Annotated in this window: 15 protein-coding genes and 1 tRNA gene; 5 read left to right on the top strand and 11 right to left on the bottom strand. The window is 65.7% G+C overall.

Going from position 1 to position 15,533, the window contains the following annotated elements:
• Positions 1-28: 28 nt before the first annotated feature.
• A complete protein-coding gene (locus KG104_RS17435; protein ID WP_207348206.1) occupies positions 29-763 on the top strand; it encodes a glucose 1-dehydrogenase in 735 nt (244 codons plus the stop codon).
• A gap of 96 nt (positions 764-859) precedes the next feature.
• Positions 860-1,552, top strand: coding sequence for a TetR/AcrR family transcriptional regulator (locus tag KG104_RS17430; RefSeq protein ID WP_104053392.1), 693 nt, complete (start codon positions 860-862; stop codon positions 1,550-1,552).
• Here KG104_RS17430 and KG104_RS17425 read toward each other — a convergent pair.
• The 5 genes from KG104_RS17425 to KG104_RS17405 all read right to left on the bottom strand — a co-directional run bounded on the left by KG104_RS17425 (position 1,543) and on the right by KG104_RS17405 (position 6,227).
• Entirely contained in the window at positions 1,543-2,196 is a 654-nt protein-coding gene (locus KG104_RS17425; protein WP_207348207.1) for a GNAT family N-acetyltransferase, read from the bottom strand. The genes KG104_RS17430 and KG104_RS17425 overlap by 10 nt on opposite strands.
• A gap of 50 nt (positions 2,197-2,246) precedes the next feature.
• Positions 2,247-4,331 carry a xanthine dehydrogenase family protein molybdopterin-binding subunit gene (locus KG104_RS17420; protein ID WP_207348208.1) on the bottom strand — a complete coding sequence of 695 codons (2,085 nt, stop codon included), beginning with the start codon at positions 4,329-4,331 and terminating at the stop codon, positions 2,247-2,249.
• Positions 4,328-5,407, bottom strand: a complete 1,080-nt coding sequence (locus KG104_RS17415) for an FAD binding domain-containing protein (protein ID WP_207348209.1) — start codon at positions 5,405-5,407, stop codon at positions 4,328-4,330. The genes KG104_RS17420 and KG104_RS17415 overlap by 4 nt, the downstream gene beginning before the upstream one ends.
• Positions 5,404-6,021, bottom strand: a complete 618-nt coding sequence (locus KG104_RS17410; protein ID WP_104053388.1) for a (2Fe-2S)-binding protein — start codon at positions 6,019-6,021, stop codon at positions 5,404-5,406. Before KG104_RS17410 ends, KG104_RS17415 begins: the two co-directional genes overlap by 4 nt.
• Positions 6,022-6,150: 129 nt before the next feature.
• Positions 6,151-6,227: transfer RNA gene (locus KG104_RS17405), tRNA-Met, on the bottom strand.
• 97 nt (positions 6,228-6,324) lie between these two features.
• On the opposite strand from KG104_RS17405, the gene KG104_RS17400 reads away from it, so the two are divergent.
• A complete protein-coding gene (locus KG104_RS17400) occupies positions 6,325-7,206 on the top strand; it encodes an alanyl-tRNA editing protein (protein WP_207348210.1) in 882 nt (293 codons plus the stop codon).
• A gap of 6 nt (positions 7,207-7,212) precedes the next feature.
• Here the strand turns inward: KG104_RS17400 and KG104_RS17395 are convergent, their stop codons facing one another.
• Genes KG104_RS17395 through KG104_RS17385 form a run of 3 tightly spaced genes read right to left on the bottom strand, consistent with a single transcriptional unit; the run spans position 7,213 to position 10,458 of the window.
• Positions 7,213-9,612 carry an ATP-binding cassette domain-containing protein gene (locus KG104_RS17395; RefSeq protein ID WP_207348211.1) on the bottom strand — a complete coding sequence of 800 codons (2,400 nt, stop codon included), beginning with the start codon at positions 9,610-9,612 and terminating at the stop codon, positions 7,213-7,215.
• A gap of 43 nt (positions 9,613-9,655) precedes the next feature.
• Positions 9,656-10,027 carry a VOC family protein gene (locus KG104_RS17390; RefSeq protein WP_104053385.1) on the bottom strand — a complete coding sequence of 124 codons (372 nt, stop codon included), beginning with the start codon at positions 10,025-10,027 and terminating at the stop codon, positions 9,656-9,658.
• Between the two features lie 29 nt (positions 10,028-10,056).
• Positions 10,057-10,458 (bottom strand): VOC family protein, encoded by a 402-nt coding sequence (locus tag KG104_RS17385; RefSeq protein ID WP_237685606.1) that lies wholly within the window; start codon positions 10,456-10,458, stop codon positions 10,057-10,059.
• Between the two features lie 215 nt (positions 10,459-10,673).
• Here KG104_RS17385 and KG104_RS17380 point away from each other — a divergent pair, with 215 nt between their 5' ends.
• On the top strand, positions 10,674-11,153 hold the full coding sequence (locus KG104_RS17380; RefSeq protein ID WP_207348212.1) for a nucleoside deaminase: 480 nt from the start codon (positions 10,674-10,676) through the stop codon (positions 11,151-11,153).
• A gap of 32 nt (positions 11,154-11,185) precedes the next feature.
• Here KG104_RS17380 and KG104_RS17375 read toward each other — a convergent pair whose 3' ends face one another.
• Positions 11,186-11,716 carry a GNAT family N-acetyltransferase gene (locus KG104_RS17375; protein ID WP_104053383.1) on the bottom strand — a complete coding sequence of 177 codons (531 nt, stop codon included), beginning with the start codon at positions 11,714-11,716 and terminating at the stop codon, positions 11,186-11,188.
• Positions 11,717-11,851: 135 nt separating this feature from the next.
• Between KG104_RS17375 and rlmN the strand changes: the two genes are divergently transcribed.
• Positions 11,852-13,105, top strand: a complete 1,254-nt coding sequence (gene rlmN / locus KG104_RS17370) for a dual-specificity RNA methyltransferase RlmN (RefSeq protein WP_237685545.1) — start codon at positions 11,852-11,854, stop codon at positions 13,103-13,105.
• 270 nt (positions 13,106-13,375) lie between these two features.
• On the opposite strand, the gene KG104_RS17365 is transcribed toward rlmN, so the two are convergent.
• Entirely contained in the window at positions 13,376-13,789 is a 414-nt protein-coding gene (locus KG104_RS17365; protein ID WP_207348213.1) for a VOC family protein, read from the bottom strand.
• A 93-nt stretch (positions 13,790-13,882) separates the two neighbouring features.
• Positions 13,883-15,304: an adenylosuccinate lyase gene (gene purB / locus KG104_RS17360; protein ID WP_104160065.1), complete on the bottom strand. Its 1,422-nt coding sequence runs from the start codon at positions 15,302-15,304 to the stop codon at positions 13,883-13,885.
• Between the last annotated feature and the right edge of the window lie 229 nt (positions 15,305-15,533).

Below are 15,533 nucleotides of genomic sequence, written 5' to 3'. Positions count from 1 at the left end.
ATCGTGTTCACACCTAAGGAGATTTGTAATGGAACGCGTCAGCGGAAAAGTGGCATTGATCAGCGGCGGTGCACGGGGTATGGGCGCTGCCCACGCCAAGCGCCTGGTGGACGAGGGCGCCCGGGTTGTCATCGGCGACATTCTCGATGACGAGGGGCAGAAGACCGCCGAACAGCTTGGCGAGAACGCCCGCTACGTCCACCTGGATGTCACGAAGCCCGCAGACTGGGAAGCCGCGGTCCAAACAGCAGTGACTGAATTCGGCGGACTGGACGTACTGGTCAACAATGCCGGTATTGCCAACTTCGGCCATATCGAGGACTTCACGCTGGATCAGTGGAACGCCATCGTGAACATCAACCTCACCGGTGTGTTCCTAGGCATCAAGGCCGCCATCCCGGCGCTGAAGGAGTCCAAGGGCGGTTCCATCATCAACATCTCCTCCACCGCCGGCCTGCAGGGGTTCGTGGAGCTTCCCGGCTACACGGCCACCAAGTACGCAGTGCGCGGCCTGACGAAGTCGGTGGCCCTGGATCTGGGCAAGTACGGCATCCGCGTCAACTCGGTGCACCCCGGCGTCATCAAGACGCCGATGACCGAGGGCATGGAGAATCCCATGAACCATGTTGCGCTTCACCGCATGGGCGAGGCTGAGGAAGTCTCCAACATGATCCTGTTCCTGGCCAGCGACGATTCCTCCTTCTCCACCGGAGCCGAATTTGTGGTGGACGGCGGCGAAACGGCCGGCCTGGCCAACCACTAACGGCAACTACATAAGCTTGCGGCGTCCCCCAGCGCCGCGGCACGGAAGGGCTTCGCTTCGGCGGGGCCCTTTCGTGTATCTGAGAAGATAAGTTCCATGCCTGAACCGGAAGACCCCAAGCCCCAGCGGCGTTCTTCTCACGATGAACCCCGGACAGCCCGCACCCGGGAAGCTCTGGAAGCCGGTTTGTGGGAATTGCTGCGCGATCACGAACTCGCGGACATCAGCGTGGCGGCACTATGCCGCCGGGCCGGGGTGCACCGCACCACGTTTTACGGCCACCACCGCAATATTTTCGATTTTGCGGCATCGGTTTACGCCGGCGTCGTGGACCGGCTGGGCACCGTGGACGTGGATCAGCGCGGCACGGGGCGGACCGTGGAGGAAATCAACGTGCTCTACATTGATTCCGTGCGGCGAATCCTCCAGCACACCAGGGAGGAGGAGCGGGTCTATCGGGCGTTGTTCCATACCGAAACCTTCCTGGGCGTCATGGCCGGCGGGTTGGCCCAACGCTTCCTCCTGTCGCTGCACGTCTGGAAGGCGCATGGCGTGGTGCCGGCAGTCAATCTTGAAGCAACGGCTGCGTATCTGGGCGGCGCCTATGCGGCATGGATTGAGCAGTGGGTAGTCTCCGGGGACAACGACGTCGACGGCTGGCTGGGTTCGCTGGTGTATCTGCTGCCTCCGTGGTGGCCTCGGTCCGGATACCCGGGAGTCCGCCGGAGCGCGCCTGAGCCGGCAGTTGGTTCCACCACGCCGGGTGGACCGGGCCCGGATCAGCGCTGACGCTGCCCCTGCACGGTCGGACCGGCGTTCGCCACGCCGGAGAAACGGCTAAGCCTGTCTTCCAAGGCCACCCGCACGGCGGGCCACTCCGGCGCGAGGATGGAATAAACCGCAGTGTCCCGCCAGCTGCCGTCCGCGCGGAGCCGGTCCCGGCGCAGGATCCCCTCGAACGTCCCGCCAAGCTTTTCGATGGCGGCCCTTGAACGCGCATTGCGGGAATCGGCCTGAAGACTGACACGGCCAAACCCCGCGCCGAAGGCATGCTCCAGCAGCAGGAGCTTGGTCTCGGCGTTGACGGCAGTGCCCCAGACAGAAGGGCTGTACGCAGTCCACCCCAGCTGAATCGTCTCCTGGCGCAGGTCCAGGTCCGCGAGGGTGCTGGTGCCCGCCACGGGACCGGGCCTGCCGTCTTGGAGCAGCCGCACCGCGAATGGCAGGGCATCCCACCGGTAGTAGGTCTGCGCCCAGGCGGCGAAGGCGTCCGGCTCCGGGTGCAGTCCCGCGGGGCCGCCGCCGTAGCCCCCGGCGAAGACTTCCGGAACGGCGATGGCACGGTGCAGCTCCGGAAGCAGACCGGTTGTGAGCGGTTCAAGCCGGACAAACCTGCCGGTGAGCACGGAGGAGGCAGGGCGCACGGCAGTCATGCAGTCAGCCTAAGACGCCGGCTCCTCCCGGCACCCTTTATGACGGACGGTCAGAGCAGAAACTTATCCGGCGTCAGCGGCAGGTCCCGGACCCGGATCCCGGAGGCGTTGTACGCGGCGTTGGCGATCGCCGCCGCGCTGCCCACAATTCCAATTTCGCCGATGCCGCGGGCGCCCAGCGGTCCGGCATGCTCGTCCACGTCCTCAATCCACAGCGCTTCCATGTCCAGCACATCTGCGTTGGTGGGAATGTGGTATTCGGCCAGGTCGTGGTTCACGAAGATCCCGAACCTCGGATCCAGGACACTTTGCTCATGCAGCGCCATGCCCAGCCCCATGGTCATCGCCCCCAGGAACTGGGACCGCGCGGTGCGCGGGTTGATGATCCGTCCCGCGGAAAAAACGCCCAGCATGCGGGGTACCCGGATTTCGCCGGTGTCCGAGGAGATCCGGACCTCGGCGAAATGCGCGCCGAAGGAATACAGGGCCAGGTTCTCCGCCTCGGGGTCCTCCGGAGCGTTCGCCTCGGTCTGCGCCCCGGGGGAGGGATGTTCTCCGTGGTCGGCCCGGAACGCACGCGCGGCGGCAATAATTGTTCCGCCCCAGCTGGCCGTTCCGGAAGATCCCCCGGCCACCGAGGCGGCAGGGAAGGCCGTGTCGCCGATACCCAGCCGGATCCGGTCGATCGGCACGTCCAGCGCGTCGGCGGCGATCTGCGTCAGGGCCGTCCAGGCGCCGGTGCCAATGTCCGCCGCCCCAATCTGCACCGAGTAGATGCCGTCCTGCTCATAGCGGATCCGCGCGGTGTTGGACGGCTGGCGCATGAACGGGTAGACGGCGCTGGCCGTGCCCAGGCCCACCAGCCAGCCGTCCTCCTGCACGGAGCGGGGCCGGGTGACCCGCCGGTCCCAGCCAAAGCGATCGGCGCCGAGGTCAAAGCACGCCAGCAAATGCCGGCTGGACCAGGGATTCCCGGTCTCCGGATCCACCTCCGGCTCATTCCGGCGCCGCAGTTCAATGGGATCCAGCCCGGCTGCGGCGGCGAGTTCATCCATCGCGACTTCGGGACCGAACATGCCCGGACACTCGCCCGGTGCACGCATCCACGAGGGCACCGGGATGTCCAGTGGCGCCAGGCGGGTGGTGGTGCTCCGGTTGGGGGCGGCATACATCATCCGGAACGGCGCCGGGGTTTGCTCGGCGAATTCCTTGATCCGGGAGGTGTGTTCCACGATGTCCAGTGACATGGCGGTGAGACGGCCGTCGTCGGCGGCTCCCAGCCGGATGCGCTGGAGGGTGGGGGTGCGGTGGCTGGTCAGCGTGTACATGTGCTGGCGGCTGACCGGAAACTTCACCGGCCGCCCGTCGGTGACCTGCGCCGCCAGGGCGGCCATCACCACATGGACGTGCGGCATGCCCTTGGAACCGAAACCGCCGCCCACGTGCGGGGCAATGACATGGACCTGTTCCTCTTCCAGCCCGAGCACCTGCGCCAGCGTGCCCTTCACGGCATGCACGCCCTGGGTGGAGTCCCACAGGGTCAGCACGGCGCCGTCCCACTGCGCCACGGTGGCGTGCGGTTCCAGCGGATTGTTGTGCTCGGCCGGAGTGGAATAGGTCTGGTCGATCTTCAGCGCAGCGGTGTCAAAAGCGGCATCCACGTCCCCCTCGCTGCTGTCCGTAGGCGTGCCGGCATTGAGTTCCTCGGGCGCATACAATTCCGGATGATCTGCGCGCAGTTGGGCGGAGAACGGCTCCTCGGTGTAGGTGACGGTGACGGCAGCCGCGGCTTCCCGGGCAATTTCCGGGGATTCGGCCAGGACCGCGGCAACAATCTGCCCGCGGTAGCCGATGGCGTTGTCCTGCAGGACTGCCAGCTCCCGGTCGGAGGGGTCTTCCAGACGGGGCGTTGTCTCGGAGGTAAGGACCGTGAAGACGCCGTCGATGGCTTCGGCGGCGGCGGTTTCCACCCGCTCCACAGCGCCGCGGGCAATGGTCGAAAGCACGGGATACAGATACAGCGGGTTCTGAACCGGCTGCTCATACGCGTACGGGGCGGTGCCTTTGACCTTTAGTTCGCCGTCGAGGCGTTCATACGGCGTGCCGATGGCCCTCCCGGGCAGCAGGTTGCTCATGAATCCAGTTCCTCCCAGCCGGTGTCCCCGGGTCCGTCAGGGCCTTCGGGATGATCAGTTCCTGCAGCGCTTGCGTCGGGGGCAGGGGCCCCGGCCAGATCCCGCAGCACCGCGGCCAGCGTATTGCGGACCATGGGGATCTTGAAGCCGTTCTCGCGCAGCGGTTCAGCCGTCGCCAGCTCGAGGTCCGCGGCAGCGCGGAAATTCTCTTCGGTTGCCTCCGCTCCACGCAGTGCGGCCTCCGCCTGAAGTGCGCGCCAGGGCTTGTGCGCCACGCCGCCCAGGGCAATGCGCACGTCACGGATCACCGGAGGGTTCGCGCCGTCGTCCTCCAGTTCCAGGGCGGCCGCCACGGAGACCAGTGCGAAGGCGTACGACGCGCGGTCCCGCACCTTGCGGTAGGCGGACCGGGCGGGTGCCGGGGGGAGTTCGACGGCGGTGATGAGCTCGCCGTGTTCCAGCACCGTGTCCCGCTGCGGCTCGTTCCCGGGCAGCCGGTGGAAGTCGCTCAGGGGAATGATCCGTTCCCCGGCCGGCCCGAGGACCACCACGGCGGCGTCCAGTGCGGCCAGGGCCACCGCCATATCCGAGGGGTGGGTTGCGACGCAGTCCTCCGATGCGCCCAAAATGGCGTGGTAGCGGGTGTAGCCGTCGACGGCGGAGCAGCCGGTCCCGGGTTCGCGTTTGTTGCAGGGGGTGGTGGGGTCCTGGAAGTACACGCAGCGGGTGCGCTGCAGGAGGTTGCCGCCGGTGGTGGCCAGATTCCGCAGCTGTCCGGAGGCCCCGGACAGCAAAGCCGCCGACAGCGCCGAATAGCGGCGGCGGATGTGGGTGTTGGCCGCGAGGTCTGCGTTACGGACATTGGTGCCGATCCGTACCCGGCCGTCGTCGAGCACGTCCACGGTGTCCAGCGGCAGCCGGCTGACGTCCACCAGCAGGGCGGGTGAGGCAATCCCGAGTTTCATCCGGTCCACGAGGTTGGTGCCGCCGGCCAGGAACGCGGCGTTGGGATCGGCGGAGACCAGGGCAACGGCGGAGGCGGCATCCTGGGCACGCCGGTAGTCGAAGGGGATCATGACCGGTCCTCCGGATGGGAGGGCATCGAGGCTGCGGTGGGGGAATCCGGGACGGCAGGTTCGGCGGGATCGGGCAGTCCCTTGCGGAGGGAAGCGGCCGCCTCGGCCGCCTGCCGCACTGCGGCCACAATGTTGACGTAGGCGCCGCAGCGGCACAGGTTCCCGCTCATGCGCTCGCGGATCTCATCATCGGTGAGGTCGATGCCGCCCTCGGCCGCCGGATCTGTGGCGGTGGAGGGATGCCCGGCAGCGGCTTCTTCGATAATTCCGGCCGCGGAACAGATCTGCCCCGGAGTGCAGTAACCGCACTGGAAACCGTCCTGTTCCAGGAAAGCCTGCTGCACCGGATGCAGATGACCGTCCGGGACCACATCGGCCAGTCCCTCCGCCGTGATGACCTCCGCGCCGTCGTGCGCCACCGCGAGGGTCAGGCAGGAATTCGCCCGCCGCCCGTCCAGCAGCACGGTGCAGGCCCCGCACTGCCCGTGGTCGCAGCCCTTCTTGGGGGACGTCACTCCGAGCCGGTCCCGCAGCGCGTCCAGTACGGTGGTGCGGGTGTCCACGGTCAGTGTCCGTTCACTGCCGTCCACCTGCAGGGTTATTTCAGCATCCACTTACGTACCGCCCTTGAGTAGAGTCCCATTGGTGCTGAAACCTACCGGAGGCGGTGTGATGCCGACAACCGTCCTGTCCGCTTAAACAAAACGGTCCCCACCGGTTTTCACCGATGGGGACCATCTTCTTGGTTGCGGGGGCAAGATTTGAACTTGCGACCTCTGGGTTATGAGCCCAGCGAGCTACCGAACTGCTCCACCCCGCGTCGTACTTAGAACTCTACCCCCATGTGAGCCGGGAAGAAGAATCCAGTGACCGCCGTCACGCTCGAGGCGGCAATGTTTCCTCGGTAGGGTGGGGCTGTGAGCCTGCCTACCGTAGATACAACTGTCACCTATCCCGCCGGCGCCGTGGAGTCCTCCGGCACCGTGCTGCACGTTTCAGACGCCGACGGCGCCCGCGTGGTCCTGCTGGACACCACCGCCGTGCATCCGGTGGATGCCGGGTGGCCGGACCAGGGAGCGGACCGTGCGGTGCTGACCACTGCCGACGGCACCTCTCATGAAATCCGCGACGCCGTGGTGGCGGCCACCGACGGAACCGATCTGTTCCTGGGTGCGGATGTTCCGGTGAAGAAGGGCACCGAAGGCTGGGCCTTCACGGTTGCCCACCTGCTCCCGGCCGGTGCGGCCGTGCGGGAAGGGGACTCCGTGCGGATTGACGTGGACGCCGCCTACCGGAGCGCCCTGTCTGCGGGGCATACGGCCTGCCACCTGGCGTCGCTGGCCCTGAACCGGCAGCTTGCCGGAGCCTGGAAAAAGGACGTCCTGACGGATGCCGCCGGCAACCCGAACTTCGACGCCCTGGCCATCGAGACCTCCACCATCACCGAGCACGGCTCCACCGATGTGTACCGGCTCGGCAAATCCCTGCGCCGCAAGGGCTTTGTCCCGGACACCCTGCTGGCGGACCTGCCCGCTGCGGAAGCCGGTATCAATGCCATCCTGGCGGACTGGACCGCCACCGGGGCAGAGGTTCGGATCGAGTGCGACGGCGTCGGCCTCACCGACATGCGCCGCTGGAGCGTTGACCTGCCCGGGGGCACTGTTTCCATTCCCTGCGGCGGAACGCACGCTGCCTCCCTGAAGGAGACCGGCGGCATCCAGGTCACGCTCACCGCAGAAGAGGGCGACGGCGCGGTAACCGTCACCATGGACACCATCTGCGTGCAGCCGGCCGGCTAAACCGACTCAGGCGCCCACATAAGCCGCCAGATGCTGGCCGGTGAGCGTGGTTTTGCCGGCCACGAGGTCCGCCGGCGTGCCCTCGAACACTATCCGGCCGCCGTCGTGCCCGGCACCCGGCCCCAGATCGATAATCCAGTCGGCGTGCGCCATTACGGCCTGGTGGTGCTCAATGACAATCACCGATTTACCGGAATCAACCAGCCTGTCCAGCAGCCCCAGCAGCTGTTCCACATCCGCGAGGTGCAGTCCGGTGGTGGGCTCGTCCAGGACATAGACAGTGCCCTTTTCGGCCATTTGGGCGGCCAGCTTCAGCCGCTGCCGCTCCCCGCCGGAGAGCGTGGTGAGCGGCTGGCCGAGGTGCAGGTAGCCCAGGCCGACGTCGGCGAGCCGAACCAGGACCTTGTGCGCTGCCGGGGTGGAGGCTTCACCGCTGCTGCCAAAGAAGAGCTCAGCGTCGGTGACGGACATGCCGAGCACTTCGGAAATGTTCTTGCCGCCCAAGGTGTATTCCAGGACGGCCGCCTGGAAACGCTTGCCTCCGCATTCTTCACAGGTGGACTCCACCGTAGCCATTACTCCCAGGTCGGTGAAGATCACGCCTGCTCCGTTGCAGATTGGGCAGGCACCTTCTGAATTGGAACTGAACAGTGCGGGCTTGACGTTATTTGCCTTCGCAAAGGCCTTGCGGATCGGCTCCAGCAGCCCGGTGTAGGTGGCCGGGTTGCTGCGCCGGGACCCTTTGATGGCCCCCTGGTCAATCACGACGACCCCGTCCCGGCGTGCCACCGATCCGGAGATCAGCGAGCTTTTTCCCGAGCCCGCCACCCCGGTGAGCACACAGAACACGCCCAGCGGGATATCAACGTCGACGTCCCGGAGGTTGTTCGTTCCGGCGCCGCGGACCTCCAGTGCGCCGTCGGGGGTGCGGACACTGTCCTTCAGGCGTGCCCGGTCGTCCAGGTGATTTCCGGTAACGGTGCCGCTGGTGCGAAGGTCCGCCACCGTGCCTTCAAAACAGACCGTTCCGCCGTCGCTCCCGGCTCCGGGACCCAAATCGATGACATGGTCGGCGACGGCGATGGTTTCGGGTTTGTGCTCGACGACCAGCACGGTGTTGCCCTTGTCCCGCAGTTGCAGGAGCAGCCGGTTCATCCGTTCGATGTCATGCGGATGCAGGCCGATGGTCGGTTCGTCAAAAACGTACGTCACGTCCGTCAATGAGGATCCGAGGTGGCGGATCATCTTGGTGCGCTGGGACTCCCCGCCCGAAAGCGTTCCCGAGGGCCGGTCCAGGCTGAGGTAGCCGAGACCGATTTCAGCGAAGGAGTCCAGCAGGTGCTGCAGCCCGGCCAGCAGCGGTGCCACTGACGGCTCGTTGAGGGTGCGGACCCATTCCGCGAGGTCGGAGATTTGAAGGGCGCACGCGTCGGCGATGTTCTTGCCGTTGATCTTCGAGGAACGGGCCTCGGCGCTGAGCCGGGTGCCGCCGCACTCGGGACAGGTGGTGAACGTGATGGCCTTATCCACAAACGCGCGGATGTGCGGCTGCATGGCCTCCGGGTCTTTGGACAGCATGGACTTCTGTATTTTGGGAATCAGCCCCTCATAGGTCAGGTTGATGCCGTCCACCTTGATCTTGGTGGGTTCCTTGTACAGCAGGTCGTGCAGTTCCCGCTTCGTGAACCTGGCGATCGGCTTGTCCGGATCGAAGAAGCCGGTGCCGCTGTATATGCGGCCGTACCAGCCGTCCATGCTGTAGCCGGGGATGGTGAGCGCGCCCTCATTCAGGGATTTGCTGTCATCGTAGAGCGCTGTCAGATCGAAGTCAGTCACGGACCCCATTCCTTCGCAGCGCGGGCACATGCCGCCGAGCCGGTTGAAGGTGGCCTTCTCTGCCTTGGTCCGGCCGCCGCGTTCCACGGTGATGGCTCCGCTGGCCTTCACCGAGGGGACATTGAACGAATACGCGTTGGGGGAGCCGATCTGCGGCTGGCCGAGCCGGCTGAAGATGATCCGCAGCATGGCGTTCGCGTCTGTGGCTGTGCCCACGGTGGACCGCGGGTTGGCTCCCATCCGCTCCTGGTCAACGATGATGGCCGTGGTCAGCCCCTCCAGCAAATCAACATCCGGGCGGGCCAGATTGGGCATGAAGCCCTGCACAAAGGCGCTGTAGGTTTCGTTGATCAGCCGCTGCGACTCCGCCGCAATCGTGCCGAAGACCAGCGAGCTCTTGCCGGAGCCGGAGACGCCGGTAAAGGCAGTGAGGCGGCGCTTGGGGATCTCAAGGCTGATCCCCCGGAGGTTGTTTTCCCGTGCTCCGGAGACCCGGATTACGTCCTGGCTGTCGGCTGCATGCGCAGACGGGGAGCCGGTCTGCGCTGCGGTTCCTGGACTGATGGCCATGCCCGTGGGTTCCTTCGGTAAGTGTCAGTACTTCCGCCTGAGGCTACAGGTTCCCCTCCCACGGCTCGCCGTCCCGGCATAAAAAATCCCACAAGTGCCCATCCGGATCCGCGGCCGTTCCCAGATAGACGCCCCTGTCCCGGAGCCGGGCACGGGACACCACCCTGCCGCCGCTCGGCGCGCAGGCGGCGAGAATCTCATCCACCTCGCCGCGGGTGGGAAAGGCCAGGGCCGTGCGGCCTTCCTGGCTGACCGGCCTGGGCAAAAGCACCAGCACAATGGCGGCAGAAATATTCAGGGCCGAGAGGTCAACATTGCTGAGCCGCTCATTGAGGGTAAAGCCCAAGCCCATGTAAAAGCCGGTGGACCGGTCCAGGTCGGATACCGGGAGGTGCGGATAAATGACGGGATACAAGCGAAGCCCTCCCAGGTCCTGCCGGGTCTCTACTCGGGGATGGACGGATCCATCCACATGAACTCCCAGACGTGCCCGTCCGGGTCGGTGGCGGCGCCGGAATACATGCCCGGCATCTGTTCGCGCGCGGGTTGAAACACGGCTCCGCCGTTCTTCGCGGCGTTCGCCAGGAAAGTGTCCACTTCTTCGCGGGTGTCGCAGCTCAGGCAGTTCAGCACTTCCTTGCCCGCCGCGCGCAGGTGCGGGGTGTCGCCTTCGGGAAGGAACCCCGAGAAGAACTCCTGGTGAAGCAGCATGACAACAATGGTGTCGGAAATGATCACGGCGGCGCAGTCGTCGTTGCTGAATTGGGGGCTCTGCTTGAATCCCAAACCCAGATAAAACTCAGTGGATCTGCGAAGGTCGGCAACAGGGAGATTGGGAAAAATCATGCGCTCCACGGCCATGTCCTTTCGAAGGTGCAGCCTTCCGTCCCCCTCTAAGAACGCTGTCACAGCTGCGCTGCCCCGTCCAGAGCCGGATCACGGTGCAGCCCTTTATCGGCCTGCGATGTTAGCCTTGTGCTGCCGAAGGCGGGCACCGCATGGTGCTATCTACCTGGCAGATCCGGCAGCTGTTGCCGCCATCCGCATTCAAGGAGATATCCATGACCACCAGTGACGCTCAGTACCTTGCCCGTGCCATCAAGCTGGCCACCGCCAACGTTGCCGCCGGCGGCGGTCCGTTCGGTGCCATCGTCGTCACGGCCGACGGTTCGGTTTTTGAGGGCCTCAACCGGGTCACCGCCAACAATGACCCAACGGCGCACGCCGAAGTGACGGCCATCCGGGCCGCCGGTGCCGGCACCGGAACCCACGACCTCAGCGGCGCCGTGCTGTACACCAGCTGCGAACCCTGCCCCATGTGCCTGGCGTCTTCACTCTGGGCTCGATTGGACCGTGTGGTTTTTGCGGCGGACCGCCATGATGCGGCCCGCGCAGGCTTCGATGATGCTGTGTTCTACGAGTACTTTGAGAAGCCGGTTGCGGAGCGCTCGCTTCAGGTGACGCAGGCTGCGGCTCAGGATGTGTCGGCAACCGCCCCGTTTGAGGCCTGGACTGTTGCGGAGAACCGCGTCGACTACTGACGTGCGGTTGCGCTCGGCCGGTTGGCCACGCCTCAGCCGAGCCTGCCCCAGGGAGCGGCCGCCGGAGGGATTGGCGGCTGGACACCCGGGCCGATGGTCTTCGCGAAGCACACCGAGTCCGCCACCTCGGCGTAGGGGCCGAAGTTGGGCACCACGGTGTAGCCGCCGTGCCGGTAAAAGCGCTGGCCGTCGGGCTGGGCCGACCCTGATTCGGCGGCGATGACTGCATATCCGGCGGCCCGCGCCCGGTACTCCAGGGCGGTCAGCACGGCGGTGGCCACGCCGGAACCCCGGGCGTAGGGAAGAACATAGATCCGTTTAATCTCGGCCGTCGAGTCATCCAGCCGCCGCAGCCCGCCGCAGCCAAGCGGCTGGCCGGAGCTCTTCTCATACGCAACGAGGAAAACGGCCACGTCTTCGGCGGTGGGCGGCGCCGGTTCGGGTGCGGATGTTCCCCAACGGCTGTTCAATTCTGCCTGCTGGGCGGCGCGCAGGTCAGCGCCCACGGGGTTGCTCCAGGGCACTTCGCGGATGGTGAGGTGCGGCGGCTGATCGGCAAGCATAGGGCCTCCTGCTGAGGGTGCTCCGGAACGGGATTTTCCTTCAATCTAGGGGCGTGCCGTTTCAGCGGTGTTTCAGCTGCATGGCAAGTTGGCTAAGAGAAGCGGAGAACCCGGATGCATGCAAAAATGGAAGGGATGACTTCCCTCGATACTTCCCCCGCAAACCCGTCCAGACCGGTTGGCACCTCCAAGGCCCAGCTGCAGGCACGGAAGACGCAGGTGCGGCCCGCCACCGAGGGCTGGGAACAGGCCAAGGAACCCGACGGCCGCCCGCTGCTCCAGTTCAAGTCCCCGCGGGTGTCGCAGCCGCCGGTCCATCTGGCTGACCTGACCCTGCCCGAGCGCCAGGCCAAGCTTAAAGAGCTGGGCCTCCCGGCGTTCCGCGCCAAGCAGCTCTCAGTGCACTACTTCCAGCACTACACCACGGACCCCGAAGCCATGAGCGACCTCCCCAAGGAGCGCCGCGATGACCTGGTGAAGGAAATGTTCCCGACGCTGCTCACCGAGGTCAAACGCCTGACCACGGACAACGGCGACACCATCAAGTTCCTGTGGCGCCTCTTCGACGGTTCCCTCGTGGAGTCCGTCCTGATGCGTTACCCCGGCCGCATCACGCTGTGCGTGTCCAGCCAGTGCGGCTGCGGCATGAACTGCCCGTTCTGCGCCACCGGCCAGGCCGGTCTGACCCGGAACATGTCCACGGCGGAAATCCTGGACCAGATTGTCCAGGCCAACCGGGTGATCAAGGAAGGCGGCCTCGGCGGCAAGCGCCGCGACGGCGGGCACGACGCCGAGCGCGTCACCAACATTGTCTTCATGGGCATGGGTGAGCCGCTGGCCAACTACAAGCGCGTGATGAATGCCGTGCACCGGATGGCCGCAGAGGTTCCCGAGGGCCTGGGCATGAGCGCCCGGAACATCACCGTTTCCACCGTGGGCCTGGTGCCGGCAATCAACAAGCTGGCCGAGGAGAACATCCCGGTGACGTTCGCTCTGAGCCTGCATGCTCCCGATGACGAACTGCGTGACGAGCTGATTCCGGTGAACAGCCGCTGGAAGGTGGACGAGGCCCTGGACGCCGCGTACAACTACTACCGCGTCACCGGCCGCCGCGTCTCGATCGAATATGCGCTGATCAAGGACATGAACGATCATCCGTGGCGCGCGGACCTGCTGGCCAAGAAGCTGAACTCCCGCGGCCGCGGCTGGGTGCACGTGAATCCGATTCCGCTGAACCCCACGCCGGGTTCCATCTGGACCTCGCCGGAACCGCACGTGACCCGCGAGTTCATCAACCACCTGATCGACGCCGGCATCCCCACCACCCTGCGCGACACCCGCGGCAAGGAGATCGACGGCGCCTGCGGCCAGCTGGCTGCCGCGGACTAGGAACCCGGAAACACGTGGGCGGGTAGGGGCATCAGCCCCCTACCCGTCGTGGGCCGCGTGCCAGCTGTTGTGCAACATCTGGTGCTCAGCTGCGACAAAGGCTCCGCACCTCCGGCACGTTAAATGTGCTGCGCGTGTTGCTTTCTCATACTGGTCGAGTACCTTTACCGGCTCCACGCCGAGGTATCGCTGAATCTTAGTCATGAACCCCATGACGCCCAGTCTGCCTTTCACGGGCCCGCCGCCCAAATGCGGGGTCTTGAGTCCGCTTCAGGCTACGAAGATGCAGAACGGGTGCCCGGCCGGGTCGACGTAGACGTACAACGGCTCCTCGGGATCATCCGTCCGGTCGAAAAGGAGTTCAGCACCCAGCGCCATTGCCCTGGAGTGCTGGTCTTCGAGCGTCCCACGGTCGGGAACGGTGAGGTCAAGGTGCATCTGCATGGGCACAGCAGGCCTGGGCCAGGTGGTCCGCTCAAGCTGTTCCACGTGCTGAAAAGCGAGTTTTCGGTTGCCGTGCGCGTCGGTCAGTACCAGCCAATCGACGTTGTCGGGTGCGCCTTCCGGCGCGGGTTCATCTCCGTGGTGATACTGCAGCCCGAGCAGCTGGCGGTAGAACTCCGCCAGGGCCCGCACATCAGTAGTGTCCAAAACCGTGTGGAGCAGCTGCGGGAAACCGGTCATGGGCCAACCCTAAAGGTCCGGCGTGTTCAAAACGACGACGGCGGGTGGCCGGGTTGGAAAACCCGGCCTCCCGCCGTCGTCGTACGTTTTGGACTACTTGGTGACGTGGTCCACCAGGGAATCGGCAATGCCGATGTACTTGCCGGGGGTGAGGTCGAGCAGGCGGGCCTCAGCCTCGGCGGGCAGTCCCAGACCGGTGACGAATTCACGCATCCGCTCCGCGTCCACGCGGTGGCCGCGGGTCAGTTCCTTGAGGCGCTCGTACGGGTTTTCCATGCCGGGAGCACCGGCGATGGCCTCGGCGCGCATCACCATCTGGATGGCTTCGCCGAGCACCTCCCAGTTGGTGTCCAGATCCGCGGCAAGGACGTCGTCGGCCACATCCAGCCGCTCCAGGCCCTTGGCCACGTTGGAGATGGCCAGCACGGAGTGGCCAAAGGCCACGCCAATGTTGCGCTGGGAAGAGGAATCGGTGAGGTCGCGCTGCCAGCGGGAAGTCACCAGCGTGGAGGCCAGGGTGTCCAGCAGGCCGTTGGAAATCTCCAGGTTGGCTTCGGCGTTCTCGAAGCGGATCGGGTTGACCTTGTGCGGCATGGTGGAGGAACCGGTGGCGCCGGCCACCGGGATCTGCTTGAAGTAGCCAATGGAGATGTAACTCCACACATCCGTGCAGAAGTTGTGCAGGATCCGGTTGAAGCGGGCGATGTCCGCGTAGAGCTCGGCCTGCCAGTCATGGGACTCAATCTGCGTGGTGAGGGGATTCCAGGTCAGGCCCAGGCCCTCCACAAAGCTGCGGGCCACCTGCTGCCAGTCGGCGCCGGGCACCGAAGCGTAGTGGGCGGCGTAGGTGCCGGTGGCGCCGTTGATCTTGCCCAGGTACTCGGTCTTCTCGATCCGGCGCAGCTGGCGGGTGAGCCGGTGCGCAGTGACGGCCAGTTCCTTGCCCAGCGTGGTGGGCGTGGCCGGCTGTCCGTGGGTGCGAGAGAGCATCGGCACGGAACGGGTTTCTTCGGCCATGACGGTGATCCGGTCCACCAGGTCATGTGCTGCGGGAAGCCACACGTTTTCCACTGCACCCTTAATACCCAGGGCGTAGGAGAGGTTGTTGACGTCCTCGGAGGTGCAGCCGAAGTGCACCAGGGCCGTCAGGTTTTCAATGCCGACCGCTGCCAGCCGGCGGCCGATGTAGTACTCCACGGCCTTCACATCGTGGACGGTGACCTGCTCAATCTCGGCCAGTTCCGTGATGGAGGCGCCGTCGAAGCCGGTGACGATTTCGCGCAGCTGTGCCTGCTGCTCATCGCTGAGCGGGGAGGTGCCCGGCAGCACTGAGTTGGAGGTGAGGTGGATCAGCCACTCCACTTCCACGTGCGTGCGGTCGCGGTTCAGGGCGGCCTCGGACAGGTAGTCCACCAGCGGTGCCGTGACGCCGCGGTAGCGGCCGTCCAGCGGGCCAAGGGCAATGGCGGGGGTGACGGAGGCAAGGGGGACGCGGGGAGCAGCGGATTCAGCCATGCGCTAATTCTTTCATGTTCCACCGGGGCCTCCCGCTCTGTGACATAGGCGCTCTGTGACATAGGAGGGTCGGGACCCGGTCCTTGTCCTCCACAGGGCCGCATGCACTGTGACGACGGCGAATGCTCCTCCCCATCCCCAGCCCGGAAGAACCGCTGGAGGACCGGACATGAAAGAACTGAAACGGCAATCGCTGAACGGGTGTTCAGCCCGCCAGGAAAGGGAGGTG

Origin of the sequence: Arthrobacter sunyaminii, assembly GCF_018866305.1 — a bacterium.
Classification (GTDB): domain Bacteria; phylum Actinomycetota; class Actinomycetes; order Actinomycetales; family Micrococcaceae; genus Arthrobacter_B; species Arthrobacter_B sunyaminii.
Note: the sequence above shows the minus strand (reverse complement) of the source record. Positions and strands in the feature narration are given on the sequence as shown.

Bases quoted from the DNA above. Each gene is read 5' to 3' on its own strand.
- KG104_RS17395 (WP_207348211.1), bottom strand. From the start codon at position 9,612: ATGGCCATCAGTCCAGGAACCGCAGCGCAGACCGGCTCCCCGTCTGCG.
- purB (WP_104160065.1), bottom strand. From the start codon at position 15,304: ATGGCTGAATCCGCTGCTCCCCGCGTCCCCCTTGCCTCCGTCACCCCC.
- KG104_RS17430 (WP_104053392.1), top strand. From the start codon at position 860: ATGCCTGAACCGGAAGACCCCAAGCCCCAGCGGCGTTCTTCTCACGAT.
- KG104_RS17385 (WP_237685606.1), bottom strand. From the start codon at position 10,458: ATGATTTTTCCCAATCTCCCTGTTGCCGACCTTCGCAGATCCACTGAG.
- KG104_RS17435 (WP_207348206.1), top strand. From the start codon at position 29: ATGGAACGCGTCAGCGGAAAAGTGGCATTGATCAGCGGCGGTGCACGG.
- KG104_RS17425 (WP_207348207.1), bottom strand. From the start codon at position 2,196: ATGACTGCCGTGCGCCCTGCCTCCTCCGTGCTCACCGGCAGGTTTGTC.
- KG104_RS17375 (WP_104053383.1), bottom strand. From the start codon at position 11,716: ATGCTTGCCGATCAGCCGCCGCACCTCACCATCCGCGAAGTGCCCTGG.
- KG104_RS17415 (WP_207348209.1), bottom strand. From the start codon at position 5,407: ATGATCCCCTTCGACTACCGGCGTGCCCAGGATGCCGCCTCCGCCGTT.
- KG104_RS17365 (WP_207348213.1), bottom strand. From the start codon at position 13,789: ATGACCGGTTTCCCGCAGCTGCTCCACACGGTTTTGGACACTACTGAT.
- rlmN (WP_237685545.1), top strand. From the start codon at position 11,852: ATGACTTCCCTCGATACTTCCCCCGCAAACCCGTCCAGACCGGTTGGC.
- KG104_RS17380 (WP_207348212.1), top strand. From the start codon at position 10,674: ATGACCACCAGTGACGCTCAGTACCTTGCCCGTGCCATCAAGCTGGCC.
- KG104_RS17420 (WP_207348208.1), bottom strand. From the start codon at position 4,331: ATGAGCAACCTGCTGCCCGGGAGGGCCATCGGCACGCCGTATGAACGC.